Source organism: uncultured Croceicoccus sp., from assembly GCF_947496385.1.
In the GTDB taxonomy this organism is placed as follows: domain Bacteria; phylum Pseudomonadota; class Alphaproteobacteria; order Sphingomonadales; family Sphingomonadaceae; genus Croceicoccus.
Map to the genome: position 1 here is coordinate 56,312 of NZ_CANMCP010000003.1, position 26,996 is coordinate 83,307.

Sequence of the window (26,996 nt, forward strand, 5' to 3'; positions counted from 1 at the left end):
GCCGCCGACACCGCGAGCCAGGCCGTCGGCGGCGAGCCGCTCATCATGCCGTCCCCCACCCCCACGGCCGAAGCGCCCGACGCCGTCAGCGGCGCCGACGAAATCCGCGAGGCGGTCGCGAGCCAGAACCTCACCATCGGCGAGATGATCGGTCAGCTCGATGCGATCGGCTTCACGGTGGGCGATACGCGGTTCTCGCTGTGGACCGTGCTGCTGGTGGCGATCGTGATCGTCGGCGTGTTCGTGCTGGCCCGGCTCGGCAGCCGTCTGGGGTCGAGCGCGGTGGGCAAGCTCAACCGGTTGAGCCCGACGCAGACGCTGCTCGCCGAAAAGCTCATCACGCTGGGCGTGTGGGCGATGGCGATCCTGATCGGGGTCGATATTCTCGGCATCGACCTCACCGCGCTGGCCGTGTTTTCGGGTGCGTTCGGTCTTGCCATCGGTTTCGGGCTTCAGAAAACCTTCGGCAATCTGATCGCGGGGATGATCCTGCTCATGGACCGTTCGATCAAGCCGGGCGACGTCATCGCCGTCGCCGACCAGACCGGCAATGAAAGCTTTGGCCAGATTCGCAAGATCGGCATTCGCGCCGTGTCGGTGACCACCCGCGACGAACGCGAATATCTGATCCCGAACGAAAACCTGATGATCAACCAGGTCGAGAACTGGTCCTATTCCAGCCGGAACGTGCGGTTTCAGATTCCCGTCGGCATCTCCTACAGCTGCGATATCGCACTGGCCGAGGAATTGATGCTGGAGGCCGCGAAAAGTTCGAAGCGCGTGCTGCAGATGCCCGCCCCATCGGTGTGGCTGTCGGGTTATGGCGACAGCTCGGTCGATTTCGTCATCCATTGCTGGATCCGCGATCCGGAGGAAGGCGTCGGCAATGTGAAATCCGAGGTGCTGAAAAAGCTGTGGTATCTGTTTCAGGATGCCGGCGTCGAAATTCCGTTTCCGCAGCGCGACATCAACCTGCGCAATAACGAACAGTTCGAACAGATCATCGCCGCCCTGTCGCAACGCATGGAGCAGCGCGCACAGGACACGAAGGATACGGGCGAACCCTCCGCATAAAGCGCAGCTAGCCCCCCGCCAAACAGTTCTGGCTGGCGTTCCTCGCCTGCTGCGACCATTTTGCCGAGCATGAGCGAAAACGCAAACCCTGGACGGGTGTATCTCGTCGGCGCCGGGCCGGGCGATCCCGAATTGCTGACCCTGCGGGCGGCGCGCCTGTTGATGGCGGCGCGCATCGTCGTGCATGACGGGCTGGTCGATCCTTCGATCCTCGCCATGGCACACCGCGATGCGCGGCTGATTTCGGTGGCGAAGCGCCGCGCCTACCATTCCGTGCCGCAGGACGAGATCTGTGCTCTGCTCGTGCGCGAGGCGCTCGCCGGCCATGACGTGGTGCGGTTGAAGGGCGGCGATCCCTTCGTCTTCGGACGCGGAGGCGAGGAGGCGGAGGCCTGCCGCGCCGCCGGCGTTCCGGTCGAAATCGTGCCGGGGATCAGCGCCGCCAATGCAGCCGGCGCCGCCGCCGCGATCCCCCTCACCCATCGCGACCATGCCAGCATCGTCAGCTTCGTCGCGGGACAGTGCAAGGGATTGAGTGAGCAGGACTGGACCGGGCTTGCGGGCGTGGGCCGCACGCTCGTCATCTACATGGGCGTGAAGACCGCGCCGCAGATCGCGGAAAAGCTGATGGCGGACGGATTGTCGCCCGCCATGCCGGTGGCGGTCATCGAAAACGCGGCGCGCCCCGATATGCGCGTCCTGCGCGGATCGCTCGCCGGTCTGCCCGCGATGGTCGAGGATGAAAAGGTCCGCAGCCCCGCGCTGATCGTGATCGGAGAGGTAACGCGGGGCCGGGCGGATGCGCCGCTGGCCGCGCTGGCAACGGGAATGGCATCATGAAGATCTTGACGGGCAACGATTTGAAAACCGGCGACGTCGTGTGGTGGGACGGTGCGGACTGGGTCCGCGACGTGAACGCATCCGTCGATGTCGGCGACCGCGCCGATGAAATCGCCGCGCGCGAAGAGGCGGCACGCCGCGTCAACGTGCCCTATGCCATCGATGCGGAGCGGACCGATGACGGTATCCGCCCCGCCCATATCAAGGATCGCGTTCGCGCGCTCGGCCCCACGGTCCGCATGGACCTGACCCGGCGCCCCGATGACGCCAATGCCGCAGACTGGGTGGTTTGAAATGTACAAATACGACACTTACGATCAGCAGATGGTCGACACGCGCGTCGCGGAATTCCGCGATCAGACGCGCCGCCGCCTGTCCGGCGAACTGAGCGAGGACCAGTTCAAGCCACTCCGGCTCATGAACGGGCTCTACCTGCAATTGCACGCCTACATGCTGCGCGTGGCGGTGCCCTATGGCACGCTGAATGGTGAGCAGATGCGCATGCTGGCAAGAATCGCGGACAAGTACGACCGCGGCTACGGCCATTTCACCACCCGCCAGAATATTCAGTATAACTGGATCAAGCTGGAGGATGCGCCCGACATTCTCGCCGATCTGGCGACGGTGGAAATGCACGCCATCCAGACCAGCGGCAATTGCATCCGCAACATCAGTTCGGACCATTTCGCCGGCGCCGCCGCGGACGAGGTGACGGACCCGCGCCCCTATGCCGAGCTGCTTCGCCAATGGTCGAGCTTCCACCCGGAATTCAGCTATCTCCCGCGCAAGTTCAAGATTGCCGTCATCGCGTCGGATACCGACCGCGCGGCGATGCGCCTGCACGACATCGGCATTCAGATCGTGACGAACGACGCGGGCGAGCTGGGCTGTGCGTTCTACATCGGCGGGGGCATGGGCCGCACGCCGATGGTCGCGCCGCTTATCCGCGATTTCGTGCCGCTCGACGAGATGGTCACCTATTGCGAGGCGGCGCTGCGCGTCTACAACCGCCACGGCCGCCGCGACAACAAGTACAAGGCGCGTATCAAGATCCTCGTCCATGAAATGGGCAAGGATGAATATGCCCGCCAGGTCGAGGAAGAATTCGCGCATCTCAAAGGCGAAGGCATCGAACCGCCCCTCGCCGAGCTCGACCGTATCCGCGAATATTTCGCCGATCCTGCGTTCAAGAGCGACCTGCCCGACGACATCGACCGCAGCGATCCCGATTTCGCGCTGTGGGCCGACCGCAACACGGTTGCGCACAAGGCACCGGGCTATGTCGCCGCGGTCATCAGCCTGAAGCCCGTCGGCGGCATTCCGGGCGATGCCAGCACCGCGCAGATGCAGGTGATGGCCGACCTCGCCACGCGCTACAGCTTCGACGAATGCCGCGTGACGCATACGCAGAACATCGTCCTGCCGCATGTGGAGAAGGGTCAGCTTTACGAGCTGTTCAAGGAGCTGGACGCCGCTGGCCTCGCCACGCCCAACCTCGATCAGATCGGCGACATCATCGCGTGTCCCGGCCTCGATTACTGCAGCCTTGCCAACGCGCGCTCGATCCCGCTGGCGCAGAAGATCGCCACGCGTTTTGCCGAAAACGGCAAGGGCGACACGCTGGGCGAGCTGAAGCTCAAGATTTCGGGCTGCATCAATGCCTGCGGGCATCACCATGCCGGGCACATCGGCATCCTGGGCGTCGATCGCAAAGGGACGGAGAATTACCAGCTCCTGCTCGGCGGGAGCGAGGCGGCGGATACCTCGCTCGCCAAGATCACCGGCCCCGGTTTCGACGAGGACGGCATCGTCGACGCGATCGAGACCACGACCGATGTCTATCTGGCACAGCGCGAGGACGGCGAACGTTTCCTCGACACCTATCGCCGCATCGGCATGACCCCGTTCAAGGAAGCGCTTTATGGTTGAGCAGACGCAGATGGAAAGCGAAGGGCGCGGGCCGGACGCCGGCAATGTGCTGCGCCTTCGCGAGGATGAAGGCACCGCCGAACCCGCCGTCACGGTCGAGGCGTTCGCCGGGCAGACCAACGCCAGCGCCGTCCGCATCGAACCGGGCGAGGATGCGCGCGAGTTGATCCCCCATATCGGCCGCATCGCACGGGTCGAGGTGAATTTTCCCGCGTTCGGCGACGGGCGCGGCTATTCCGCGGCACGAATCCTGCGCGAGGCGGGCTATGACGGGGAAATGCGCGCGGTCGGCGACGTGCTGGTCGATCAGATCGCCTATATGCGCCGCTGCGGTTTTGACGCGTTCGAACCCGATGCGCCGTTCAATCCCGGCGATGCCGAGGCAGCGCTCAACCGCTGGAACGATGTGTATCAGAAGACAGTCGATGGCCGCACGCCGATCTGGGCGCTGCGCCATGGGCGGAAAGACGGGGCCGTTGATGGCTGATGCTGCCCGCCGCCCGGACCGGATCGACACCGCCCCGCGCTTTACGGAGGCGGATGCCGCCGCGCTGAATGCGCAATATTCGGGTGCCTCGGCGCAGGACATCCTGCGCGCCGTGTTGAAGGATGGCGTGGCGGGGCGCGTTGCCATGGTGTCGAGCTTTGGCGCGGAGAGTGCAGCGCTCCTGCATCTCGTGGCGCAGGTGGATGCCGATGCGCCGGTGCTGTTCCTGGAAACGGGGAAGCATTTTCCCGAAACGCTCGCCTATCGCGATACGCTGGTCGATGCGCTTGGGCTGACCGGGCTGGTCAATCTCTACCCCGATAAGGCTGCGCTCGCGGCGAAGGATGATACCGGGCTGCGTTGGTCCTATGATCCCGATGGCTGCTGCGAAATTCGCAAGGTGTTGCCGCTGGCCGACGCGCTGGCCGGGTATGATGCGTCGATCACGGGTCGCAAGGCGTTTCAGTCGGAAACGCGTGCCGACCTGCCCGTGTTCGAGGTGGACACCTCCGACACGGCTGGGCGTTTGAAGGTGAACCCGATCATCGGCTGGTCCAAGGACGATATCGAGGCCTATATGACCGAGCACGACCTGCCGCGTCACCCGCTGGTCGAGCAGGGCTACCCCTCCATCGGCTGCTCCCCCTGCACCAGCAAGGTCGCGCCGGGCGAGGATCCGCGTTCGGGCCGGTGGCGCGGTTGGGACAAGACCGAATGCGGCATCCATGCGGTGCCGGGCGCCGACGGCGACGAATTGCCGCCGGGGTTCGAACCGGCCTTCTAGACCGCCCGAACTAGACCGGCCTTACGCGCGCGGTCACAGCCAGCCTTGCGCCCGGTACCAGCGCGCGGTTTCCGCCAGCCCCTCGCGCGTGTCGATCTCCGCCTGCCACAGCGCACGCGGCGGCCTGCATTCCGCCCGCGCGGTCCAGTTCGGATGCAACATGTAGCCCACCCGGTCCGGCGTCAGCTTCGCGCCTGCTCCGCGCATCATCCGGTCGCCCTGCGCGGCGAGGCGCAGCAACGCCGCCGGCACGTGGACGGGTCGCACCCGGCGCCCCATCGCGGCGCCGATCGCCCGCGCCATCTCCGCATGGCTCCACCCGTTTTCGCGTCCGTCGTCGGGCTCCAGCACGGCGCCATCCTGCGTCGCATCCCCCGCGAGGATCAGCAGCAGGCGCGACAGATCGCCGACGTGGATCATCGAGGTGCGCCCCGGTGGCGGCAGGGGAACGATGCCCGTCTTCGCCGCCTTGAACAATTCGAACATTTCGGTGTCGCGCGGCCCGTAAACGGCGGGCGGGCGCACGATGACCCAGCCAGGCTCACCCGCGGTGACGAGGCTCTCGGCTCCATGCTTCGATTGGCCGTAGTGCGAAAGCGACGGCTCACGCGCGGCGAGGGAGGAGACGTGGACGAAACGCGCGACGCCCTCCTCCCGCGCGGCGTCGAGGACATTGCGCGTGCCCTCCACATTACCGGCGTGAAAGCCCGCCGCATCGGGCGCATTGACCACGCCCGCGACATGGATCACCGCGTCGGCCCCGGCGCATAATTCGCGCAAGGCCGCCCTGTCTGCAAGATCGCCGCGCACCCAGTCCACCCCGCTCCGCGGCGCCTGTTCCCGCCGGGTCAGCGCCGCGATGGCATGCCCCTCCCCCGACGCGAGATCGAGCAGCGTGGAGCCGACAAAGCCCGTCGCCCCGGTGATGGCGATCCGCATCGCCGTCCTACCGGGCGGCGTGGGTCACAGCAGGACCATCTGGTCGCGATGCACGACCGCCGACTTCGGCTCATATCCGAGCAGGCTGGCCTGATCACTCGAATGGCTGCCGAGGATGAGGCGGCATTCCTCCGCGTCATATTCGGTCAGCCCCTTGGCAATGTCGCGGTCGCGATCGTCGCGGATCATGACCGGGTCGCCCTTCTCGAACTCGCCGGACACCGCGGTGATGCCCTTGGCGAGGAGACTGCCGCCCGCCTGCAGCGCGATGGCCGCGCCCGCGTCAACGATAAGCTCGCCCTTCATCTGCATGCGCCCGCCGATATAGGCCTTGCGCGCGCCATCGCTGCGCCGGGGCAGGAACAGCGTCCCGATCCCCTCCTCCAATGCGCGGCGGACGGGATGATCGTGGAACCCGTTTGCAATGACCAGCGCAATGCCGGCCCGCTCCGCGATTTCGGCGGCTTTCAGCTTCGTCGTCATGCCGCCGGTGCCCAGGCCCGATGCGCTGCCGCCGTCGGCCATGGCGTGCAATTCGTCGGTGACGCCGCGCACGACAGGCACGCGCTTTGCCTTGGGATCCTTGGGATTGCGGTCGAACAGGCCGTCCACGTCGGAGAGCAGCACCACCGCATCGGCATCGGCGGCCTGCGCCACGCGCGCGGCGAGCCGGTCATTGTCGCCGAAACGCAGCTTGGCCGTCGCGACCGAATCGTTCTCGTTCACCACGGGCACGACGCCGGCCTCCAGCAGGCGGGCGATCGCGGCGGCGGCATTCAGATAGCGGCGGCGATCCTCCAGATCCTCCAGCGTGACGAGCAATTGCGCCGCGATCAGATCATGCCGGCCCAACACTTCGGACCAGATACCGCCGAGCTCGATCTGCCCCACGGCGGCGGACGCCTGCGCATCGGGGAGGCTGCCGCGCCCGCCCTTGTCAAAGCCCAGCCGCGCGGCGCCGAGCGCAGTCGCGCCGGAGCTGACGACGATCACTTCCTGTCCGCGCGCACGGGCGTGGGCGATTTCGTCGGCCAGCCCGGCGAGCCATTCGCGCCGCGGCTGTCCCTCCGCATCGACGAGCAGGGCGGACCCCACCTTGAAAACGATGCGCGGGCATGAAGAGGACCGGGCCAGATCGCCCAGCGTGGTGATGGTATCGCGAGTCACGTTCATAATGGGTGCCTAGAGCATGGGTGTGTTAACTTAAAGTCAATCGAGCGGCGACCAGTCACGGTCCGTCGCGCCCGATGGGGTGGATGTATTGGCTTCGTCCTCGATCGCGGCGCCGCCGGTCTCGGTCTGCGTCTCGATGGGAAGATGGGTCAGCACGGCGTCGAGCAATTCGGGAATGCCCTCGCCCGTGGCGCCGGAAATGGCGAACACATCGTCCGCCCCCGCCGCCATGAGCTCCTCGGCGAATCCGGCGACCAGCTCGCCATCGGCAAGGTCGATCTTGTTGAGGACGACAAGGCGCGGTTTGTCCGCCAGCCCCTCGCCATATTCCTCGAGCTCGTCCTGCACGATGCGCAGCGCGTCGCCGGGTTCCTGCCCCTCGCCAAAGCCGTTGATGTCGATGAGATGGATGAGCACGCGGCACCGCTCGATATGGCCGAGGAAGCGGTCGCCGATCCCCGCACCCTGCGCCGCGCCGGCGATCAGGCCGGGAATGTCGGCGACGACGAATTCGCGTCCCTTGTGCCGCACCACGCCAAGCTGCGGACGCAGCGTGGTAAAGGCATAGGCGCCGACCTTCGCCTTGGTATTCGAAAGCTGGTTGATGAAAGTGGACTTGCCCGCATTGGGAAGCCCGACAAGCCCGACATCGGCCAGCAGTTTCAAACGCAGCCAGACCCACATCTCCTCACCCGGAAGGCCGGGCTGATGCTGCCGCGGGGCGCGGTTGGTGCTGCTCTTGTAGCTTGCATTGCCGCGGCCGCCCATCCCGCCTTCGAGCAGGGTGAGACGTTCGCCGACCTTGGTGAAATCGGCGATGACCTCCTCGCGGTCCTCCGACAGGATCTGCGTGCCGACCGGAACCTCGATCACGAGATCCTCGCCCGCCGCGCCGGTGCGGTCCTTGCCCATGCCGGGAATGCCGCGCTGCGCCTTGAAATGCTGGGTATAGCGGAAATCGATGAGCGTGTTCAGCCCGGCGACCGCAACGAACACGATGTCGCCGCCGCGCCCGCCGTTGCCGCCATCAGGCCCGCCATATTCGATATATTTTTCGCGCCGGAAACTTACCGCTCCGGGTCCGCCGGCGCCGGAGCGCAGGTAGATCTTGGCCTGATCGAGAAAATGCATGAAACGGCATGTAGCGACCCCTTCGCCAAAGGGCCAGCGCAGATGCAGCGATTATCGCATGTCTTCGGCGGTGGGCACCGCCGCGCCGCCGCGCAGGGCCGCGCTGAAATGCCGGCGGCACAGCGCGACATAGCGGTCGTTGCCGCCGATCTCGGTCTGCGCGCCGCTCTGTACCGCGCGCCCTTCGGCATCGACGCGCAGGTTCATCGATGCCTTGCGCCCGCAATGACACACCGCCTTCAATTCGATCAGCGCATCCGCAATCCCCAGAAGCGCCGCCGATCCGGGAAACAATTCCCCCTGAAAATCGGTGCGCAGGCCGTAGCAAAGCACGGGAATATTCGCCTCGTCCGCGACATCGGCCAATTGCCAGACCTGCGCCTTCGTCAGGAATTGCGCCTCGTCGATCAGCACGCAGGCGAGCGTCGCGCGGCCATGGCGCTCACGTATATCGGCGTGGAGGTCAGTGTCGGCGTCGAACCGGTGGGCATCCGCCTCCAGCCCTATGCGGCTGGCGATCGGCATGCCGGCGGCGCGGTCGTCCACCGCCGCGGTCCACAGCATCGTCGCCATGCCCCGCTCGCGATAGTTGAAATCGGCCTGCAGCAGCGTGGTCGACTTGCCGGCATTCATGCTGGCGTAGTAGAAATAGAGCTTCGCCATCCGCGGCTTCGGGCGGTCTATTCGTCGCCGAGATCGCGGCGAACGCGCGGATCGTTGAGCAGGCGGTCGATGCGCCCGGCCTCGTCGAACGTCTCGTCGCCGCGGAACTGCAATTTCGGCGCGAATTTCAGGCCAAGCCGTTTGGCGACTTCCTTCTGGAAAAAGGCCGTGTTGACCTGCAACGCCTTCACCACCGCGTCTTCCTCGGCGCCGAGCAGCGGTTTCACATAGACTTTTGCCTGGCGGAGATCGGGCGACATGCGCACCTCGGTCACGCTGACCGACGTGGACGACAGCGTGTCGTCATGCGCCTCCCCGCGGGCGAGCAGTTCGGACAATATGTGCCGCACCCGTTCGCCCACCTTGAGGACGCGGACCGATTGCTGTTCGCCGGAAGCGGCGCCGGATGATGAGTTGCGTGCCAATTGTCTGCGTCTTTCCTGGCCTTGCCCCGCCATGGTAACAGGTGCGGCCCCTTGCGTAATCCTATGCGTCCATCTTGGCGAGAACCCGCCGCATGGAGCGCAGGTTCCGCGCCGTGCCGCCCATGCCCAGCCGTCGTTCGATGAACGGCCCGGTCAGGCGGCTTTTCCCCACGCCCTCGCACCAGTCGACGTGCACCGCGCGCGTGCCGGGTGCGATCCGCTCCGGTCCGCGCCCGTCATAGGCGGCGACGAGATCGGCGAACGCCTCCGGCTCCGGCTGCCCGGCGAGGAACATGGTGTGTACCCTGGCTTCCTCGCCATCTGCGGCAAACGGGTTTTCGGCGATCGCGGCGGCAAGCTCGTCCCGCGAACGCACCGCCACCATCCCGTCAATGTCGAACCGGTCGAGCAGGATATAACGGATCTTCTCCGCCAATCCGTCGGTCGGGCGATCGTCGTGGTCGAGCAGCACATTGCCGCTCGCCACGACGGTCTCGACATTTTCGAACTCCTCACGCTCCAGCGCGTGCCGCAGCTCGGCCATGGAAAGCCGGTTGCCGCCGACATTCACGCTGCCGAGAAATGCGACATAGCGCGCCATGCGCCGTTCCCCTTAAAGCGTGCGTTCGCGTTCCTCGACCTCGAACACCTCGAGCATGTCGCCCGCCTTGATATCGTTCGTGTCTTCCAGAACGACACCGCATTCGAGCCCGGCGCGCACTTCGGCGACATCGTCCTTGAACCGGCGCAGCGACTGAATCGTGGTGGCCGAAACGATGACGTCGTCGCGGGTGAGACGCGCGAAAAGCCCCTTGCGAATGGTGCCTTCGGTGACGAGCAGGCCCGCCGCCTTGTCGCGCTTGCCCGCAGGGAACACCTGCTTGACCTCGGCGCGGCCGACGACATTCTCGATCCGCTCGGGACCAAGCTCGCCCGCCATCTCCTTCGCGATCTCCTCGGTCAGGTGATAGATCACGTCGTAGTACTTCAGCTCGACCTTGTTCTTCTCGATCTGCTGACGCGCCTTGGCGTTCGGGCGGACATTGAAGCCGATGATCGGCGCGCTGCTGGACGAGGCCAGCGTCACGTCGCTCTCGGTGATGGCGCCCACGCCCTGGTGCAGGATGCGGACCTTGATGAGATCGTTGGACAGGCGGGTGAGCGCGGTTGCGATCGCCTCGACCGAACCCTGCACGTCCGCCTTGATGACGACCGGGAATTCCACGACATCGTTGTTGAGCGCGGAAAACATGTTGTCGAGCGTCGCAGGCGTTGCCGCCGTGCGCTTCTCTGCGGCCTTTTCGCGGCGATATTCCGAAACCTCGCGGGCGCGCTGCTCGTTTTCCACCACGGTCAGCGTATCGCCGGCACGCGGCACACCACTGAGGCCGAGGACCTCGACCGGCATGGAGGGGCCGGCTTCCTTCACCTGGCGCCCCTTGTCGTCGTGCAGCGCGCGGACCTTGCCGCTCTCGGTGCCGACGACGAAGGTATCGCCGCGCTTCAACGTGCCGCGGCTGACGAGCACGGTGGCCAGCGGCCCCTTGCCCTTGTCCAGCTTCGCCTCGACCACCGTGGCCTCCGCGTCGCGGTCGGGCCGCGCCTTCAGCTCCAGCAGTTCGGCCTGCAGCGAGATCGCGTCGAGCAGCTTGTCGAGATTGGTGCCTTCCTTGGCCGACACCTCGACATCCTGCACGTCGCCGCTCATGTCCTCGACGATGATCTCGTGCTCGAGCAGGCGCTCGCGGATCTTCTGCGGATTGGCCTCGGGCTTGTCCATCTTGTTGATGGCCACGATCATCGGCACGCCGGCCGCCTTCGTGTGATTGATCGCCTCGATCGTCTGCGGCATCAGCCCGTCATCGGCGGCCACCACGAGGATGACGATGTCGGTGACATTGGCCCCACGCATCCGCATTTCGGTGAACGCTTCGTGGCCCGGCGTGTCGACGAAGGTCACGACATCGCCGCTCTTCGTCTTCACCTGGTAGGCGCCGATATGCTGCGTGATGCCACCCGCCTCGCCGCGGGTCACGTCGGTCCCGCGCAGCGCGTCGAGCAGGCTGGTCTTGCCGTGGTCGACATGGCCCATGATGGTGACGACCGGCGCACGCGGCTTCAGCGTATCCTCGGGATCGACGTCCTCGGCGGTGTCGATATCGACGTCGCTTTCCGACACGCGGGTAATGTTGTGGCCGAACTCCTCGACCAGCAGCTCCGCCGTGTCCTGATCGATCGTCTGGTTGACGGTGACCATCATGCCCAGGTTGAAGAGCGCCTTGACGAGGTCCGCGCCCTTCTCGGCCATGCGGACGCCGAGCTCCTGCACCGTGATCGCCTCGGGCACGACGACGTCGCGCACCTGCTTCTCACGCGGCTGCGAGGGGCCGCGGCTCTGCGAGCGGCGTTCCTTTTCCCGCGCACGTTTCAGCGCGGCGAGGCTGCGGGCGCGGGCGCCCTCGTCCTCGTTCAGCGCCTTGTTCACGGTCAGCTTGCCGCCCTTGCGGCGATCGCCGGTATTGGCACCGCGCGTTTCGCGGGCGGGCGCGGGCTTCTTTTCTTCCTTCGGCTTCTTGATCTCGGGCCGCTTTACGGGCGTGAACTTGCGCGGGGCCGGCGCCTTGGTGGCGGTGTCGGCCTTGTCCTCTTCGGGCGCCACGTTCTCTTGCGGCGCAGGCTCGCTCGCCGTTTCGGCGGCGTCGGTCTTGGTCGCCGCATCCTTGGCAGGTGCTTCGTCCTTCGCCTCGGCCGGTTCCGGCGCGGCTTCGGGGGCGCTCGCCTCCTCGGCGGCTTTCTTCGCGGCCTCTTCCTCGGCCTTGCGGTTTTCCTCGGCGCGGCGCTTTTCTTCCTCCAGCGCCTTCTGCTTTTCCTGTTGCTCGCGGCGATTCGCTTCCTCGAGCGAGGCGAGGCGTGCCTCTTCCGCTTCGCGCAGCAGGCGGGCCTGCGTTTCCTGGCGCGTCTCGCGGCTCACCGGCGGCTTCTTCGCGGCGGGTGCGGGGCGGGGTGCCGGCGCGGGGGCCGGCGTCGGCGCCTTTGCCGCGGGTGCGGCGTCGGGCGTCGGCGCGGCCTTCGGAGCCTCGGCGGGCGTTTCGCCGGGCTTCAGGATCTTGCGCTTGCGCTTCACCTCGACCGCGACCTTGTTGGTGCGGCCGTGGCTGAAGGTCTGCTTGACCTCGCCCGATTCCACGGACCGCTTGAGGCCAAGCGGCTTGCGGGTGCGGGTGGTTTTTTCGTCTTCGCTCATCTGGTCAGTACGCCCTTGAATAATTCGTCTCGTCATCTCGCGCATGGTTTGGAAAGCGTGCGCACGCTCGTGTCTCGTATGTCCCGCCGCGTCGCGGGTGCGCGGCAGGCCGCTAGCTCGCCGCCTCCGCAGGTTCGGGTCCAGGTGGTGCGACCCCGTGATCGCGACCCAGGAAATGAAGCAGCCGTGCCAGCAGAGCGGACACCCGCCCCGCCGCGGCGCGATCGGTCAGCGCCAGATGAACGACATTCTCGCGGCCCAATGCCACAGAGAGGCCCGCCCGGTCCAGTGGCAAGCGTATGCCGCGCATGCCCGACCCTTCCTCGTCCTGTCCCACGCGCCATGCCTGGTCCAGCTTGCGCGATCCGTCCTCGCCCGCATCGCTTGCATGGGCGAGCCAGTGCACGCGGCCGCCGCGCGCCTTTTCCGCAATGCGGTCCGACCCCGCGATCAGATTGCCGGTCCGCCATTCGAGGCCGAGCCGGTCGGTAAAGCTGCGGGTCAGCGCCGCCTCGGCCCGTTCGGGCAGATCGTCGGGCACGGTCAACGCCGCCCCCTTGAACCCGCGGGCCAGCGCCCCCCTTAGGTGGCCCTTAGCCATCGCCTCTTCAAGAGCGGGGCGCGACACGCCGATCCACGCCCCGCGACCCGGCGCCTGCGCGCGCGGATCGGGCATGACCGTCCCATCGGGCGCGATCGCCAGACGCAGCATGGTTTCGCGCAAGGCCACCCGCCCCGTCAGAATGCAGCGGCGTTCAGGCGCGGCCTCAGCCGGAGAGGGCTTGCCGCCCTTCCCCGCCTGCAGGTCGAAGCTGTCGGAACCTAGCGGCTCATTGGGAGGATTCCGCATCGGCGGCCTCCTCTGGCGTGGCCGTGTCGGCGGCCTGTTCGGCAGGAGCCTGCGGTGCGGGCGTTTCGTCCTCGTCGTCGAACCAGTGCGCGCGCGCGGCCATGATGATCTCGTTGCCCTGCTCTTCGGAAAGGCCATAGGCGCCGAGCACGCCGCCCTTGTCCTCGCTGCGCTGCGAGGTGCGGCGCGGCGGGGGCGAGTTTTCGCGGCGGCGCGGTTCGGCACGGCGCTTCTGGATGAGCTCATCCGTGGCGAGATCGGCCAGATCGTCCAGCGTCAGGATCCCGGCACGGCCCAGCACGACGAGCATTTCCTCGGTCAGATGCGGCAACTCGGCGAGATCGTCCTCGACGCCCAGCTCCCGGCGCTGCGTCCGGTAGACCTCTTCGCGCCGTTCGAGAGCCTCGACCGCGCGGGACTGCAATTCCTCGGCCAGCTCCTCGTCGAAACCTTCGATGGCGGCAATTTCGTCGCGCTCGACATAGGCGACTTCCTCAAGCTCGGTGAAGCCTTCGGCCACCAGAAGCTGCGAAAGCGTCTCGTCGACGTCGAGCTCTTCCTCGAACACCTTCGATCGTTCGGCGAATTCCTTCTGCCGCTTTTCGCCCGATTCCTGCTCGGTCATGATGTCGATCTGACTGTCGGTGAGCTGGCTGGCCAGCCGCACGTTCTGTCCGCGGCGACCGATGGCCAGCGAAAGCTGATCGTCGGGCACGACCACCTCGATGCGGCCCTCTTCCTCGTCGATGACGACGCGGCTCACCGTGGCGGGCTGCAACGCATTCACGATGAAGGTCGCGGTGTCCTCGCTCCACGGGATGATGTCGATCTTCTCGCCCTGCAATTCCTGCACGACCGCCTGCACGCGGCTGCCCTTCATGCCGACGCAGGCGCCGACGGGGTCGATGCTGCTGTCGTGGCTGATCACGCCGATCTTGGCGCGGCTGCCGGGGTCGCGGGCGGCGGCCTTGATCTCGATGATGCCGTCGTAGATTTCGGGCACTTCCTGCGCGAACAGCTTGCGCATGAAATCGGGGTGCGCGCGGGAGAGGAAGATCTGCGGCCCGCGATTGTTGCGTTCGACCTTGGAAATCAGCGCGCGGATACGCTCGCCGGTGCGCGCCATTTCGCGCGGGATCTGCTGATCGCGGCGGATGATGCCCTCGGCCCGGCCGAGGTTCACGATGACATGGCCGAACTCGACCGACTTGATGACGCCGGTGATGATCTCGCCGGCGCGGTCCTTGAACTCGTCATACTGACGCTCGCGCTCGGCATCGCGGACCTTCTGAAAGATCACCTGCTTGGCCGATTGCGCGTCGATCCGACCCAGGTCGACGGGCGGCAGCGGATCGACGATGAAATCGCCGACCTTCGCGCCATCCTCAAGCTTCTGCGCCTGCTCGACATTCACCTGCTTGAAATAGTCCTCGACCTCCTCGACGACCTCGACCACGCGCCACAGGCGAAGGTCGCCGGTCTGCGGGTCGAGCTTTGCGCGGATGTCGTTCTCGGCGCCGTAACGGTTGCGCGCGCTCTTCTGGATCGCCTCTTCCATCGCCTCGATCACGATGGACTTGTCGATCATCTTCTCGTTCGCGACCGAGGTGGCGATGGCGAGAAGCTCTGCGCGATTGGCGGAAATTGCACTGGCCATGGTCAGTCTTCCTGTTCTTCGAATTCTTCGTCGTCGATTTCATCGGCCCCGCTGGCGTCCAGCGGCCCGGTCGCGGCGATCAGCCGGTCGGTCAGGACCAGCTTCGCCGCGTGAATGTCCGCGAATGGCAGAACGGTCCGGCCGTTCTTGCGATCCTCGATCGTGACCATGCCATCCTCGATCCCGGCGAGATCACCGTGGAACGTGCGGCGATTGCCGCCCGGCGCATCGGCCTTCTTGTCCAGCGTGATGCGCGCCTCGTGCCCGGCCCAGTCGGCATAATCCTGCTCTCGCGTCAACGGCCGGTCGATGCCGGGGCTGCTCACCTCGAGCCGGTAGGCGCCGTCGATCAGCTCGTCACCGGCCTCTTCCCGCGCATCGATGGCGTCGGAAATCCGGCGGGAGAGCGTCATGCACTGCTCGATCACCAGCTGTCCGGTGGCGGGATCCTCCGCCATCACCTGCAAGGTGCGCTCATCGTCCGATCCGAACAGCTTCACGCGCACCAGTTCGAAGCCGCAGCCTTTCGCTTCGGCTTCGCACAATTCGGTTACGCGGATCAGGTCGGCCAAATGTCGCTCCTTCTCGTCGGCCAGGGGGCCGGAAAACATCAAGAACCCGAACGAATGCCACGTAGCGGCCATCGCGCCGGAGCCTTTCGGCTTCGGCCCGGACCTTGCCATGACAATGTCGGGATGAATCGCATTTACGCCCCCCGCCGATAAAAGGCAAGGGGCGCGCATCAATCTTCGGTTGGGAGAAGGTCGTCCATCATCGGCACCGGGGTCGTGATCTCCCCGCCGATCACCGGCCAGATCACGTCGCCCGTGACCACCCCCATGCTGAACGGCAGGCGGCGGCTGAGCAGCATCAGCACCGCGTTGGGATGATCGTCGAGCGTGTGGGCAAGGACGAACACCTGCTTGTCCAGCTCGGGATCGTCCACGTCCCATCGCGCGTCCCGGCACCCGTCGGCCATCACGCACCAGTGCGCCACCGCGCCCGCTTCGTCGATGTCGAAACGGTAATGCCCGCCTGTCGGCAGCACGCCCGCTTCCCGGCGTGCGCTCATCACATAGACAGGGACAGTGCCGTCGTCCTCAGGCGGCAGAACGATGGTGCGCGGCGACCGTTCGGAGCATAGCGGCAGCCCGCGGCTTTCCCGCTCACGCAGGGCGGTAGCGCGCGCATTGGCCAGCCGGCGCTCCTCGGGGGAGAGCGTGCGTTCCGCCGCATCCTCAATCATGCCGCCGGACAGGACCCGCCCCGCCCCGACCCGGTATCGCGCCAGCGCATGGGGAACCGCCGTATCCGAAAGGACGATAGCGCGAAATGCATCCTCACCGTCCGGAACGGCGATGACGGGGACATCCGCGCCCGCGTCCCCGCACCGAAACGCATCCTGCGCGACCATCGCGGCCCGATCGAGGGCATCCATCGTCTCCGCACGCGATGCGGCGAGCCGGGCATCGGCGACCCGTGCCTCCTCGTCACGCGGCGCCATCGGGCTCTCCTGCGCCAGGGCCGGATGGGCGACGGGCGGCAGCAACGCTGCTCCCATCGCGATGGCCACGAATGCTGAAATCCTCATCTGTCCCCTCGCTGTGCTGATGATCGCGGGCCGGGTTTAGGACGCCTGCTGCGCCGGGGATAGCGAATGTTTCTTGAGACAATGGCGCAGCTGGTCATAAGTCAGGCCGAGCGATTCCGCCGCCCGCCTCTGGTTCCAGCGATTGCGCTCCAGCACCGCCTCCACAATGGCGCGTTCGTGCGCATCGACCGCCCCGCGCAGATCGTCGACCCCGGCAAAATCGAAGGCCGGCGTTTCCGCCACGACCTTCGCGGGCACCGCGGCCTCACTCTCATCGCCCCGCGCGCTGCCCTCCCCCTTCGGTGCCCAGGGCGAATCGAAGGGGTCGAAGATCATCTCACCCACCGCGTCGCGCCTGTCGTCCCAGTGATAGACCGCGCGCTCGACCACGTTGCGCAATTCACGCACATTGCCCGGCCACTCATACGCCTCCAGCGCGTCGAGCACCTCCTCGCGGAAACCCGGCCACCCGTCCCAGTGCAATTCGGCCGCCATGCGCCGCCCGAAAAAATCGGCGAGCACGACGATATCGCCCTCCCGCGCGCGCAGGGGCGGAAGCGTGATGACCTCGAAACTCAACCGGTCGAGCAGGTCGGCACGAAACCGGTGCGCCTGCGCCATGGCGGGAAGATTCTCGTTCGTGGCGGCGACGATGCGCACGTCGACCCGGCGCGGGCGGGAGGACCCGATGCGCGTAACCTCGCCATATTCGACCGCGCGCAGCAGGCGCTCCTGCGCCGCCATGGACAGCGTGCCCAGCTCGTCGAGGAACAACGTGCCGCCGTGCGCCTCCTCGAACCGGCCCTCGCGTGCCTTGGTGGCGCCGGTGAAGGCGCCCGCCTCGTGCCCGAACAATTCCGCCTCGATCAGCGTTTCGGGAAGCGCCGCGCAATTCATCACCACCAGCGGTTCGCCCCACCTGTCGGACAGGCGGTGCAGGCGCTCCGCGATCAGCTCCTTGCCCGTGCCGCGTTCGCCCACGACCAGCACGGGCCGCGACAATGCGGCGGCGCGGCTGGCGCGTTCGACCGCGTCGAGAATGGCCGAGGACTGGCCGACGAACTGGCTTTCGCGCTCCATTCCCAAACATTGGCACATTTCACCAAGTGTGGGCAATACGCCCCATGGCGCGTGCTCGCGAAAAAATCGCAAGCCCTTGTTTTCTCATGCGAAATCGAAACTGGCACGGCGGTTGCAATGATGGGGGCACACATCGAACACAGTGAGGAAATGAAAGATGCTTGAACGTTTTCGCAGCACGCCGGTAGGATGGTCCGCCGCCGCCAGCCTGGTCGCGATGCTGGCGCTCAATGTCTTTGCGTTGAGCCAGCAGATGCAGGCCAGTTCGCAAGGGATTCATTTCGTCGCCGCCACCGCCGGATATCTTGCATGACCGAACCTTTCGATCTCGAACCCGAAAAAGACGAGCGCCGCCGCGAGGCGGACAGGCTCCACGCCGAGCGGGCGGAACAACGGCGCGCATCGCGCGACAATGCCGCGGCCTCGCGCTTCGAAAACGAAGTGGCCCGGCTGCGTCGCCCGCAGGCAGAGCGTTCCGGCGAACCGGCGAACGGCACCGACCGTCAGCCGCGCAATGCCGACACTCCGCGCCGCTTCAACGACCAGATTTCGCAATATGGAGCACCTTTGATGGGCATATTCAACCGGACCCGCGACATCATCGCGGCCAATTTCAGCGATCTGCTCGACAAGGCCGACGACCCCAACAAGATGATCCGCATGATCATCATGGAGATGGAGGAAACGCTCGTCGAGGTGCGCGCCAGCGCCGCCCGCACCATCGCCGATCAGAAGGAGATGCAGCGGCATTGCGGCCGGCTCGAACGGCTTCAGGACGACTGGAGCGAGAAGGCGCAGCTCGCGCTGTCGAAGGACCGCGAGGATCTCGCCCGCGCCGCGCTGACGGAGAAGAAGAAGGCGTCCGATCTCGCGGGCAAGCTGCGCGAGGAGATCGCCGTGCTCGACGACAGCCTGCGCGCCTGTGAGGAGGACATCCTGAAATTGCAGGGCCGCCTGCGCGAGGCACGCAGCCGCCAGACGCAGATCGCCGCCCGCCTGGAAAGCGCGGAGAACCGCGTGAAGCTGCGCACGCTGCTTTCGACCGAGCGCGTGGACGAGGCGATGGCCCGCTTCGATCAGCTGGAACGCCGCGTCGATTATGCCGAAGGGCGCGCCGATGCGCTGAAATACGACCGGGGCGGCAATCGCGAGCCCAGCCTCGCCGAACAGATCGAGGCTCTTGGCGGCGACGACAATGTCGATGCCGAACTCGAAGAATTGAAGCGCGCCATGAAGGGCGGCAACGAAGACAAGGGGGATTGATCCGTGGAAGACATGCTTGCCGTATTGCTGATATTCCTCGGCCTGCCGTGGCTGCTGTTCCACTATATCACCAAGTGGAAGACCACGCCGAAACTGACCGACAATGACGAGGACATGCTGGAGGAACTCTACCAGCTCGCCCGCCGCCTGGATGAGCGGATGGAAACCGTCGAACGGCTCGTCGCCAGCGAAAGCCCCGAATATCGCCGCGAACATTTCGATGCCCCGCGCCTCGATGCCGCGCGCAACGCCGACAATGCCAAGCTCGACGAGCTGGACCGGCTGATCAAGGAAAGGAATGCACGATGAACACGCCCCGCACCCGTTTCTATCGCGACAAGGCGAATGGCAAGTTGATGGGCGTGTGTTCCGGCATGGGCAATTACGCCGGGATGGACGCGTTCTGGATCCGCCTCGGCTTCATCATCTTCACGCTCACCATGGGCTGGCCGCTGCTGCTTTATTTCGCCGCCGGGTTCATCGCGCCGAAAAAGCCGGAGCAGCTCTATCACGACCGGCAGGAGGAGAAATTCTGGCAGGACGTGCGCAAATCGCCCTCCGCCTCCGCCCGGCAGGTGAAGGGCAAGTTCCGCGACATCGACCGCCGCCTCGCCCGCGTGGAGGAACATTACGTGAGTTCGAACCGCGCGCTGTCGGCCGAAATCGAGCGCCTGCGGTAAGGCACCGGGGCAAGAAGGGGGAAACATCATGGATATCGTTGCAGTTCTGGGCATCATGATACCGCTGGCGCCGTTCCTGATCGCCGCGCTGGTCATCTGGACCCGCCACCAGGCGAAAATGGCGCAGATGCAGGTCGGCGCCACTGCCGAGAAGGCCGCGCAATATGCGCAGCACACGCAGGCGCTGGAGGAGAGGATCCGCGTCCTCGAACGCATCGTCACCGACAGCGGCTATCGCCTCTCCGACCAGATCGAGGCGCTCCGTCACGAGGACAGCGCCGCACGGCTAGACCCGAAGATCACTCACCCGCGGCACGAGGTCTGAACGATGGAGGATATTCTCACACCCGCGGTCGCCGGCGTTGCCGCCGTGTCCTTTGCAGCCGCCTGGGTCGTCAACACCTTCATCCGCGTGCGGCACGGCTACCCGCTCGAAAACAGCTGGGGCAAGTCGGTTTACCCGAAGCACGACGCGCAGGCGGAGGAACGGGTGAAACTCGTCACGCAGGAAAACGCGGCCCTTCGCGCCGAACTGGGATCGGTGAAGGACCGGCTCGCCAATGTGGAACGGATCGTGACCGACACGGGATACGGGCTGAGCCACGAGATCGACGCCCTGCGCTCCGTCGACCACGGGCGCGCGCCTGAAAAGGAGAAGATGCAATGAGCTTCTGGGCCGCAATCGTCCTCATAGTGGCGATCGTATCCATCGCGCAGGTCATGCGCGCGAAACAGAATGCGAGCGCAGGCTATGCCACCGACGAGGATGGCAATCCCATAAGGCTGGATCGCGGTGACGAGGACCGGATGCGCGCCGAGATCGCCGAGTTGAAGGAGCGTATCCACGTGCTCGAACGGATCGCCACCGACGACCGGCAGAGCGTGGGCCTTGCCGAAGAGATCGAGAAGCTGCGCGACCGGCGCGAGGTCTGACCCGCCGGTCCATCAAGAGGAGCGATAGATATGGCAACCGAATATCTGCCTGTCGCGATTTGTGCGTTGATCGGGCTTTGCCTGACGCTGGGCGCGCTTTTGAAAGGGTGGGAAGGCTGGCTCGACCTCAAGCGCCGGGAGATGGAGCGCGGCGAGGCCGAACAGGACGCCTCGCCCACCGGGGCGCGGATCGAGCTTGCCGCGATGCGCGAACGCATTCGCCGGCTGGAGGCGATCGCGGCGGGCGTCGACCTGTGAGCGGAGCGCGATTGTAATGCGCGGCGCATCGCGCTAGCAGCCGGTGCCATGCGCACGATCGACGACATTCGCGAGGAATATGAATTTCTCGAAGGGGATGAACGCTACCGCCTGCTCATCGAGCTGGGCCGGGAGCTGGACCCGATGCCGCCCGCGCTCAAGACCGAGAGCACGCAGGTCAAGGGATGCTCCGCCGCGGTGTGGGTCTATCCCACGCAGACTGAGGACGGGCGGCTCCACTTCCTTGCCGATTCCAACGCGGCGATTACCAAGGGGATCATCGCGCTGGTGCTCGCCGCGGTGCAGGACCGCCCGGCGGACGAAGTGCGCGATACCGATGTGGAAGGCGCGCTCGAACCCTTCGACCTCAAAAATCAGCTGTCATCGAACCGGACGCAGGGCGTGCCGAACATGATCGCGCTCATCCGCGAAACCGCGACACGCATCGCGGCGCAGGATTGATCTGTTGATTTAGGGTGCGCTGCGGCGGCGCCGGCTTCCCGAACGCCGTTCGCGGGGGGGCTGGCTGACGGCACAGGCGCCGCTTTCGCCTCCCGATTGTGCGAGCTGTGCGCGGCGCAGTTTTACCTCGCTGTCGCGTCTTTGCTGCATGAGATCCTGCTTCAGCCGGTTCGGATCGCGGGCGAACACGAAACCGAAGCTCACGCCGCCCTCCTTCGAATGGGTCACGTGGTGCAGGTGGTGGGCCTGTACCAGCCGCTTCATGTAACCGCGGCGCGGCACGTACCGGAACCAGCGTTGATGCACGAGCCCGTCGTGAATCAGCGTATAAACGATCCCATAGAGCATCACGCCCAGCCCCATGTAGGTGCCCGGCTCCCAGTAGAACGGCCCCGCCATCGCTTGGTCGCCGATGATGAACAGCCCGAGCGACAGCGCCGCGCCGAACAGCGCGTAAAGATCGTTCTTCTCGAAAAAACCGTCGTGCTTGCGATGATGGTCCCGGTGCCAGCCCCATCCGAACCCGTGCATGATGTACCGGTGTGCGAACCACGCGACGAATTCCATCGCAATGGCACTGGCCAGCACGATGAGGATTTTGTGAGCAAACGTCATAACGCCCCACATTATGCCACCCACAGATGAACCGCCAGTGACTTTTGCAAGAATCACATCACCTTGCATTTCGCGCAGCAACGCGCCAATGGCTGCAACATTATGGCAAGCAAACCCCGCACAATGTACGAAAAGATCTGGGACGCTCATGTCGTGGAGCGCCGCGACGATGGCACCTGCCTGATCTATATCGACCGGCACCTCGTCCACGAGGTCACCAGCCCGCAGGCGTTCGAAGCGTTGCGCAGCACGGGCCGCAGCGTGCGCCGCCCCGACCTCACCCTCGCGGTGCCGGATCACAACCTGCCCACGACGGCGCGCCGCACCCCCGATGGCCGCCGCATTCCCATCGCCGACCCGGCGAGCGCGACGCAGCTTGCCGCGCTGGAGGCCAATGCGCCAGCTTTCGGCATACGCTATATCGGCGATGCGGACCGGGAACAGGGCATCGTCCACGTCGTCGGGCCGGAGCAGGGTTTTTCCCTTCCCGGCGCCACGATCGTGTGCGGCGATTCGCATACGGCGGCGCATGGCGGGCTGGGCGCGCTGGCCTTCGGCATCGGCACGAGCGAGGTCGAGCACGTGCTCGCGACGCAGACCTTGCTGCTCAAGCAGTCGCGCACGATGGAGGTCGTGGTGGAAGGGCAGCTCGGCCCCGGCGTGACGGCGAAGGATGTCGTGCTGCACATCATCGGCACCATCGGCACCGCGGGCGGAACCGGCCATGTCATCGAGTTTCGCGGCAACGTGTTTCGCGAGATGAGCGTCGAGGCACGCATCACCGTGTGCAACATGGCGATCGAGGGCGGCGCCCGCGCCGGGCTGATCGCGCCGGACGACACCACGTTCCGCTATCTTAAAAACCGACCGATGGCGCCCGCGGGCGAGGAATGGGACCGTGCGCTCGCATGGTGGAAGACACTGCCCACCGACGAGGGTGCGCGTTTCGACCGTTCCGTCCATATCGACGCGGCCGACATTCCCCCCACCGTCACCTGGGGCACCAGCCCGGAGGACACCGTCCCCATCGACGGCGCGGTGCCCGATCCGGCCAGCTTTGCCGACCCATCCAAACGCGCCGCCGCGCAGGCCAGCCTCGATTACATGGGCCTGACCGCGGGTACGCCGATGACGGATGTCACGGTGCAGAACGTTTTCATCGGGTCGTGCACCAACAGCCGGATCGAGGATCTGCGCGCCGCCGCCGCCGTGCTCAAGGGGCGGCGCAAGGCGGATAGCGTGACATGGGCCATCGTCGTGCCCGGATCCGGCCTGGTCAAGGAACAGGCGGAGGAGGAAGGCCTCGACCGCATATTCACCGAGGCCGGGCTGGAATGGCGGGAGCCGGGCTGTTCGGCGTGCCTCGGCATGAACCCGGACAAGGTGCCGGCGGGCGAACGCTGCGCCTCCACCTCCAACCGCAATTTCGTCGGACGACAGGGGCCGGGGGCGCGCACCCACCTGCTTTCGCCCGCGATGGCGGCGGCGGCGGCGGTGACCGGGCGGCTGACCGATGTGCGCGACCTGGCGCCGGTCGCCGCGACCGAACCGGCCTGATCGCATCGGCATTGCCGGTGGCCGCGGGGACAAAGGAGAACGGGCCGCGCAAATCCTCCTTTGCCGCCGTCACGACGCCGGAAACCCGGGTGCTCCTGCTCGGCAGCCTGCCGGGGGAGGCGTCGCTTCGTGCGCAGCGATATTACGCGCATCCCCGCAACCAGTTCTGGCACCTTGTCGGCGGGGCCATCGGGGTCGATCTCGATGCCCTGCCCTACGCCGCGCGGCTGTCGGTGCTGGGCATGGCGGGCATCGGTCTGTGGGATGTTGCGCGGACCGCGCGCCGTTCGGGCAGCCTCGACAGCGCGATGCGCGATGTGGAGGGCAATGCGCTGGCCGCGCTGGCCGCCTCGCTTCCCGCGCTGCGGCTCATCGGGTTCAACGGCGGGACGGCGGCGCGGATCGGGCGGCGGATGCTGCCCGCCAATGCCCCCGCCCTCCTCACCCTCCCGTCGAGCAGCCCTGCCTATTGCCGGGTGACGCGCGACGAAAAGGCGCGCGAATGGAATGCGATTCGCGATTATCTGCGTCCGGAGTGCTTGCAATCGGCGCGCATTGCCGCAGATAGGGCCGCATACCGGCACGTCACACCGGATACGGGAAAGGATGAGGAATGAGCGACGACAACAGCCTGACGGGAAAAGCGGCGATGGCCGGCGCCGCGATCGGATCGGCCGCATTGGCCGCCGCGCTGCTCTACGCCTCGCGGCGCCGCGAACGCGCGCAGGCGCGAAACGCGAAGCCTGCGCCGGGCGCCAACCCGCCGGAAACCGACTGATGCCGATTTCGGTTGAGGCGCAGGGCGCGGCTCGGGTAGGCTGAACACCATGGAACCGATCAACGAAATCGCCGGCCGCGCCATCCCCTATGGCGCGAAGAACGTCGACACCGACGTCATCATCCCCGCGCACTGGCTCAAGACCGTTTCGCGCGAAGGGCTGGGCAAGGGGGCGTTCGAAACTGTCCGGGCAAAGCCGGGCAATGTGTTCGACGATCCCCGCTACGAAGGCGCGCCGATCTTGATCGCGGGCGACAATTTCGGATGCGGGTCGAGCCGGGAACACGCTGCCTGGGCGCTGCTCGACATGGACGTCCGCGTCGTGATCGCGCCCAGCTTTTCCGACATATTTTCGAGCAATGCGTTCAAGAACGGCATCCTCGCCGTCGCATTGCCGCAGGAACAGATCGACCGCCTGCTCGCGGTGGCGGTGGAGGGCGAATTGTTCGTCGACCTCGAAAACCAGACCGTCGGCACCGAGATGCAGGACCGGTTCCATTTCGACGTCGACCCGTTTCGCAAGCATTGCCTGCTCAACGGGCTCGACGAAATCGGGCTGACCATGGAACGCGGCGATGCGATTTCGGCCTATGAAACCCGCGCCGCATCGCAGCTTTCCTTTCTTTCCGGACCGCGCGCGGCCTGACCGCCGTCTTCATCCAAAAGGTGCCTCACATGACCGATTTCAATGACCGTCGCCGGGCCGAGGAAGCCAAGAGCGCGCAGGACGAGATGAACATGTTCCGCGTCACCGCGCGGCGCAATCGCCTGCTCGGCGTGTGGGCGGCGGAGAAGATGGAATTGTCGGACGCCGAAACCGAATCCTACGCCAAGGCGGTCGTGCAGGCCGATTTCGAGGAAGCGGGCGACGAGGACGTGATCCGCAAGGTGTTCGGCGACCTCGTATCGGCCGGCTGCGACATTGACGAGGCCGCCGTGCGCGTCGCGCTCGAACAAAAGGCGGTCGAGGCGCGCCGCCAGCTTATCGGCGAAGCGTAACCCCATTTACAAAGGACGAAGCCCATGCCGATGCAGGCCGACGAAATCGAAACCATGATCCGCGAGGCGATCCCCGATGCCGAGGTCACCATTCGCGATCTCGCCGGGGATGGCGACCATTACGCCGCCCATGTGGTCAGCCCCAGCTTTGCGGGCAAAAGCCGGGTGCAGCAGCACAAGGCGGTGTATTCCGCGCTCGATGGAAAGATGGGCGGCGTTCTCCACGCCTTGCAACTGACCACCGCGGTTCCCAATTGAGTTCCGGTAACGGATTCATAGCAATAACGGAACGCATCGATAATGTCTGACACGAACACCCGCATCGAAGAAATCGTCAAGGCGGATGACGTCGTCCTGTTCATGAAGGGCACGCCCCTGTTTCCGCAGTGCGGTTTTTCCAGCCGGGCGGTCGCCATTCTCGACCATCTCGGCGTGAAATACGGCAGCGTCGACGTGTTGCAGGACATGGAAATCCGGCAGGGGATCAAGTCCTATTCCGACTGGCCGACCATCCCGCAGCTTTACGTGAAGGGCGAATTCGTCGGCGGCAGCGACATCATGATGGAAATGTTCGAGGCCGGCGAGCTCAACACGCTGATGGCCGAAAAGCAGGTCGCGAAGGCGGATTGATGCAGGCCGCGGCGACCGTCGCAGCTGCGAAATCGCCGCGCGCCGGCAACCGGGCTTCTCGCGAAGGATGAGCGGCACGCTCCGCGAATGGGCGGCCGCTTTGCCCGACGAACCGGCGCCGGACGGCGCGACCCCCGCCGCCACGCTCATGGTGTTTCGCCGGCGGAATGACGCTCTTGAAATATTGATGGTAAAGCGGGCGCGCAAATTGCGCTTCGCCGGCGGGGCCATGGTGTTCCCGGGCGGCAGGGTCGACCCCGGCGACGGCGCATTGGCGCGCGAAATGCTGCCCGGCATACCGGCGGGCTGGGCCGCGGCGCATGTTGCGGCCATCCGCGAAACGCTGGAGGAGACGGGCCTGCTCGTCGGGCTGGCGCAACAGGTGACGCGGGCCGATGCCGAGCGCGCACGGGCGCGGCTGCTCGAAACTGGCGATTTTTCCGGCGTGCTGCGCGGCGAAGGCTGGACCCTGGACACGGACGCGCTCACCCCCTTTGCCCGCTGGTGCCCGCCGGCCGGGACCAGCCGCGTGTTCGATACCCGCTTCTTCATCGCCGACATCGGCACCGGCGCCGTGGCCGTGAGCGCCGACGGCACCGAGAGCGACAGCCTCCTCTGGGCCCCGGCGGATGTGCTCATGGCGCAGCATGCGCGCGGCGAAATCGCGCTTGTCCATCCCACGATCCGCAATCTGGAGCGGGTCGCGGCCTTCACCGACTACCCCGCAATCGAGGCGCACGCGCGCACAATCGCGCCGCGCATCGTCCGCCCTCATATCAGCGAGACGGACGGGGCGCGTTACATCTCCATACCCTCCGGCCTCGGCTATTCGGACGACCGGATTCCGTTTCGCGAAATCTGAACGCAGAACGGCGCGGCCCCGCACGGCCCGTGCCGGCCCGCGGCGCCGTCCATGTTGCAGAACGATGACCGCGCGGCGGCATGTTTCACCGT

General features: G+C 66.0%; 36 protein-coding genes. 23 read left to right on the forward strand and 13 right to left on the reverse strand.

All coding sequences use genetic code 11. The features are described from left to right. The first annotated feature begins 45 nt into the window (after positions 1–45). The 6 genes from Q0897_RS06060 to Q0897_RS06085 all read left to right on the forward strand — a co-directional run bounded on the left by Q0897_RS06060 (position 46) and on the right by Q0897_RS06085 (position 5,114). Positions 46–1,074, forward strand: a complete 1,029-nt coding sequence (locus Q0897_RS06060; protein WP_299308629.1) for a mechanosensitive ion channel domain-containing protein — start codon at positions 46–48, stop codon at positions 1,072–1,074. A 69-nt stretch (positions 1,075–1,143) separates the two neighbouring features. Beyond that, positions 1,144–1,914: a uroporphyrinogen-III C-methyltransferase gene (cobA, locus tag Q0897_RS06065; protein WP_299308254.1), complete on the forward strand. Its 771-nt coding sequence runs from the start codon at positions 1,144–1,146 to the stop codon at positions 1,912–1,914. Continuing rightward, positions 1,911–2,207 (forward strand): DUF2849 domain-containing protein, encoded by a 297-nt coding sequence (locus tag Q0897_RS06070; RefSeq protein WP_299308255.1) that lies wholly within the window; start codon positions 1,911–1,913, stop codon positions 2,205–2,207. The genes cobA and Q0897_RS06070 overlap by 4 nt, the downstream gene beginning before the upstream one ends. A gap of 1 nt (position 2,208) precedes the next feature. Beyond that, positions 2,209–3,843, forward strand: coding sequence for a nitrite/sulfite reductase (locus tag Q0897_RS06075; RefSeq protein ID WP_299308256.1), 1,635 nt, complete (start codon positions 2,209–2,211; stop codon positions 3,841–3,843). 10 nt (positions 3,844–3,853) lie between these two features. Beyond that, a complete protein-coding gene (locus Q0897_RS06080) occupies positions 3,854–4,330 on the forward strand; it encodes a DUF934 domain-containing protein (RefSeq protein ID WP_299308630.1) in 477 nt (158 codons plus the stop codon). Further along, positions 4,323–5,114 carry a phosphoadenylyl-sulfate reductase gene (locus tag Q0897_RS06085; RefSeq protein WP_299308257.1) on the forward strand — a complete coding sequence of 264 codons (792 nt, stop codon included), beginning with the start codon at positions 4,323–4,325 and terminating at the stop codon, positions 5,112–5,114. The genes Q0897_RS06080 and Q0897_RS06085 overlap by 8 nt, the downstream gene beginning before the upstream one ends. 33 nt (positions 5,115–5,147) lie before the next feature. Here Q0897_RS06085 and Q0897_RS06090 read toward each other — a convergent pair whose 3' ends face one another. The 12 genes from Q0897_RS06090 to pspF form a co-directional block, all read right to left on the reverse strand. Then, positions 5,148–6,053: an NAD-dependent epimerase/dehydratase family protein gene (locus Q0897_RS06090; protein ID WP_299308259.1), complete on the reverse strand. Its 906-nt coding sequence runs from the start codon at positions 6,051–6,053 to the stop codon at positions 5,148–5,150. Positions 6,054–6,077: 24 nt separating this feature from the next. Continuing rightward, positions 6,078–7,226 carry a glutamate 5-kinase gene (gene proB, locus Q0897_RS06095; RefSeq protein ID WP_299308260.1) on the reverse strand — a complete coding sequence of 383 codons (1,149 nt, stop codon included), beginning with the start codon at positions 7,224–7,226 and terminating at the stop codon, positions 6,078–6,080. Between the two features lie 36 nt (positions 7,227–7,262). Continuing rightward, complete coding sequence (gene obgE / locus Q0897_RS06100; protein ID WP_299308261.1) at positions 7,263–8,357, reverse strand: GTPase ObgE; 1,095 nt, start codon at positions 8,355–8,357, stop codon at positions 7,263–7,265. Positions 8,358–8,408: 51 nt separating this feature from the next. Continuing rightward, complete coding sequence (locus Q0897_RS06105; protein ID WP_299308263.1) at positions 8,409–9,020, reverse strand: thymidine kinase; 612 nt, start codon at positions 9,018–9,020, stop codon at positions 8,409–8,411. Positions 9,021–9,037: 17 nt separating this feature from the next. Next, a complete protein-coding gene (gene rbfA / locus Q0897_RS06110) occupies positions 9,038–9,445 on the reverse strand; it encodes a 30S ribosome-binding factor RbfA (RefSeq protein ID WP_236672050.1) in 408 nt (135 codons plus the stop codon). A gap of 61 nt (positions 9,446–9,506) precedes the next feature. Continuing rightward, positions 9,507–10,046, reverse strand: coding sequence for a DUF1697 domain-containing protein (locus Q0897_RS06115; protein WP_299308267.1), 540 nt, complete (start codon positions 10,044–10,046; stop codon positions 9,507–9,509). A gap of 12 nt (positions 10,047–10,058) precedes the next feature. Next, positions 10,059–12,689, reverse strand: a complete 2,631-nt coding sequence (gene infB, locus Q0897_RS06120) for a translation initiation factor IF-2 (RefSeq protein ID WP_299308269.1) — start codon at positions 12,687–12,689, stop codon at positions 10,059–10,061. 112 nt (positions 12,690–12,801) lie between these two features. After that, complete coding sequence (locus tag Q0897_RS06125; RefSeq protein ID WP_202083225.1) at positions 12,802–13,539, reverse strand: DUF448 domain-containing protein; 738 nt, start codon at positions 13,537–13,539, stop codon at positions 12,802–12,804. Beyond that, positions 13,520–15,196 (reverse strand): transcription termination factor NusA, encoded by a 1,677-nt coding sequence (nusA, locus tag Q0897_RS06130; protein WP_299308274.1) that lies wholly within the window; start codon positions 15,194–15,196, stop codon positions 13,520–13,522. The genes Q0897_RS06125 and nusA overlap by 20 nt, the downstream gene beginning before the upstream one ends. A 2-nt stretch (positions 15,197–15,198) precedes the next feature. Next, complete coding sequence (gene rimP / locus Q0897_RS06135) at positions 15,199–15,768, reverse strand: ribosome maturation protein RimP (protein ID WP_299308276.1); 570 nt, start codon at positions 15,766–15,768, stop codon at positions 15,199–15,201. 170 nt (positions 15,769–15,938) lie between these two features. Beyond that, complete coding sequence (locus tag Q0897_RS06140; protein WP_299308278.1) at positions 15,939–16,787, reverse strand: hypothetical protein; 849 nt, start codon at positions 16,785–16,787, stop codon at positions 15,939–15,941. A gap of 36 nt (positions 16,788–16,823) precedes the next feature. Continuing rightward, entirely contained in the window at positions 16,824–17,867 is a 1,044-nt protein-coding gene (gene pspF / locus Q0897_RS06145; protein WP_299308280.1) for a phage shock protein operon transcriptional activator, read from the reverse strand. 157 nt (positions 17,868–18,024) lie between these two features. Here pspF and Q0897_RS06150 point away from each other — a divergent pair, with 157 nt between their 5' ends. The 9 genes from Q0897_RS06150 to Q0897_RS06190 are packed head-to-tail and all read left to right on the forward strand — an operon-like array spanning position 18,025 to position 21,463. Then, the gene (locus tag Q0897_RS06150; protein ID WP_202083214.1) at positions 18,025–18,180 is read left to right on the forward strand and encodes a hypothetical protein; all 156 of its coding nucleotides are present in this window, start codon (positions 18,025–18,027) and stop codon (positions 18,178–18,180) included. Beyond that, complete coding sequence (gene pspA, locus Q0897_RS06155; protein WP_299308286.1) at positions 18,177–19,130, forward strand: phage shock protein PspA; 954 nt, start codon at positions 18,177–18,179, stop codon at positions 19,128–19,130. Before Q0897_RS06150 ends, pspA begins: the two co-directional genes overlap by 4 nt. A 12-nt stretch (positions 19,131–19,142) precedes the next feature. Beyond that, positions 19,143–19,439 (forward strand): envelope stress response membrane protein PspB, encoded by a 297-nt coding sequence (gene pspB, locus Q0897_RS06160; protein ID WP_366519912.1) that lies wholly within the window; start codon positions 19,143–19,145, stop codon positions 19,437–19,439. Further along, on the forward strand, positions 19,436–19,810 hold the full coding sequence (pspC, locus tag Q0897_RS06165; RefSeq protein WP_299308288.1) for an envelope stress response membrane protein PspC: 375 nt from the start codon (positions 19,436–19,438) through the stop codon (positions 19,808–19,810). The genes pspB and pspC overlap by 4 nt, the downstream gene beginning before the upstream one ends. Before the next feature lie 28 nt (positions 19,811–19,838). Continuing rightward, complete coding sequence (locus Q0897_RS06170) at positions 19,839–20,135, forward strand: hypothetical protein (RefSeq protein ID WP_299308290.1); 297 nt, start codon at positions 19,839–19,841, stop codon at positions 20,133–20,135. A gap of 3 nt (positions 20,136–20,138) precedes the next feature. Beyond that, positions 20,139–20,477 (forward strand): hypothetical protein, encoded by a 339-nt coding sequence (locus Q0897_RS06175; RefSeq protein WP_299308292.1) that lies wholly within the window; start codon positions 20,139–20,141, stop codon positions 20,475–20,477. Next, positions 20,474–20,743 carry a hypothetical protein gene (locus Q0897_RS06180; RefSeq protein WP_299308294.1) on the forward strand — a complete coding sequence of 90 codons (270 nt, stop codon included), beginning with the start codon at positions 20,474–20,476 and terminating at the stop codon, positions 20,741–20,743. The genes Q0897_RS06175 and Q0897_RS06180 overlap by 4 nt, the downstream gene beginning before the upstream one ends. A gap of 30 nt (positions 20,744–20,773) precedes the next feature. After that, a complete protein-coding gene (locus Q0897_RS06185) occupies positions 20,774–21,001 on the forward strand; it encodes a hypothetical protein (RefSeq protein WP_202083207.1) in 228 nt (75 codons plus the stop codon). A 48-nt stretch (positions 21,002–21,049) separates the two neighbouring features. Next, on the forward strand, positions 21,050–21,463 hold the full coding sequence (locus tag Q0897_RS06190) for a SufE family protein (RefSeq protein WP_202083206.1): 414 nt from the start codon (positions 21,050–21,052) through the stop codon (positions 21,461–21,463). A 9-nt stretch (positions 21,464–21,472) separates the two neighbouring features. Here the strand turns inward: Q0897_RS06190 and Q0897_RS06195 are convergent, their stop codons facing one another. After that, on the reverse strand, positions 21,473–22,078 hold the full coding sequence (locus Q0897_RS06195; RefSeq protein ID WP_299308296.1) for a sterol desaturase family protein: 606 nt from the start codon (positions 22,076–22,078) through the stop codon (positions 21,473–21,475). A 102-nt stretch (positions 22,079–22,180) separates the two neighbouring features. On the opposite strand from Q0897_RS06195, the gene leuC reads away from it, so the two are divergent. The 8 genes from leuC (at position 22,181) to Q0897_RS06235 (ending at position 26,904) form a co-directional block, all read left to right on the forward strand. Further along, entirely contained in the window at positions 22,181–23,635 is a 1,455-nt protein-coding gene (leuC, locus tag Q0897_RS06200; protein ID WP_299308297.1) for a 3-isopropylmalate dehydratase large subunit, read from the forward strand. Positions 23,636–23,652: 17 nt separating this feature from the next. Continuing rightward, positions 23,653–24,252, forward strand: coding sequence for a DNA-deoxyinosine glycosylase (locus Q0897_RS06205; RefSeq protein ID WP_299308298.1), 600 nt, complete (start codon positions 23,653–23,655; stop codon positions 24,250–24,252). Next, on the forward strand, positions 24,249–24,413 hold the full coding sequence (locus Q0897_RS06210) for an LPXTG cell wall anchor domain-containing protein (protein WP_299308299.1): 165 nt from the start codon (positions 24,249–24,251) through the stop codon (positions 24,411–24,413). The genes Q0897_RS06205 and Q0897_RS06210 overlap by 4 nt, the downstream gene beginning before the upstream one ends. A 49-nt stretch (positions 24,414–24,462) precedes the next feature. After that, positions 24,463–25,059, forward strand: coding sequence for a 3-isopropylmalate dehydratase small subunit (gene leuD / locus Q0897_RS06215; RefSeq protein WP_299308300.1), 597 nt, complete (start codon positions 24,463–24,465; stop codon positions 25,057–25,059). Positions 25,060–25,088: 29 nt separating this feature from the next. Next, positions 25,089–25,412, forward strand: coding sequence for a DUF1476 domain-containing protein (locus Q0897_RS06220; RefSeq protein WP_299308301.1), 324 nt, complete (start codon positions 25,089–25,091; stop codon positions 25,410–25,412). Positions 25,413–25,436: 24 nt separating this feature from the next. Beyond that, positions 25,437–25,670, forward strand: coding sequence for a BolA family protein (locus tag Q0897_RS06225; protein ID WP_202083197.1), 234 nt, complete (start codon positions 25,437–25,439; stop codon positions 25,668–25,670). Between the two features lie 42 nt (positions 25,671–25,712). Beyond that, positions 25,713–26,042 (forward strand): Grx4 family monothiol glutaredoxin, encoded by a 330-nt coding sequence (gene grxD, locus Q0897_RS06230; protein ID WP_299308303.1) that lies wholly within the window; start codon positions 25,713–25,715, stop codon positions 26,040–26,042. A gap of 67 nt (positions 26,043–26,109) precedes the next feature. Then, positions 26,110–26,904 (forward strand): NUDIX domain-containing protein, encoded by a 795-nt coding sequence (locus Q0897_RS06235; RefSeq protein WP_299308304.1) that lies wholly within the window; start codon positions 26,110–26,112, stop codon positions 26,902–26,904. Positions 26,905–26,996: the final 92 nt, after the last annotated feature.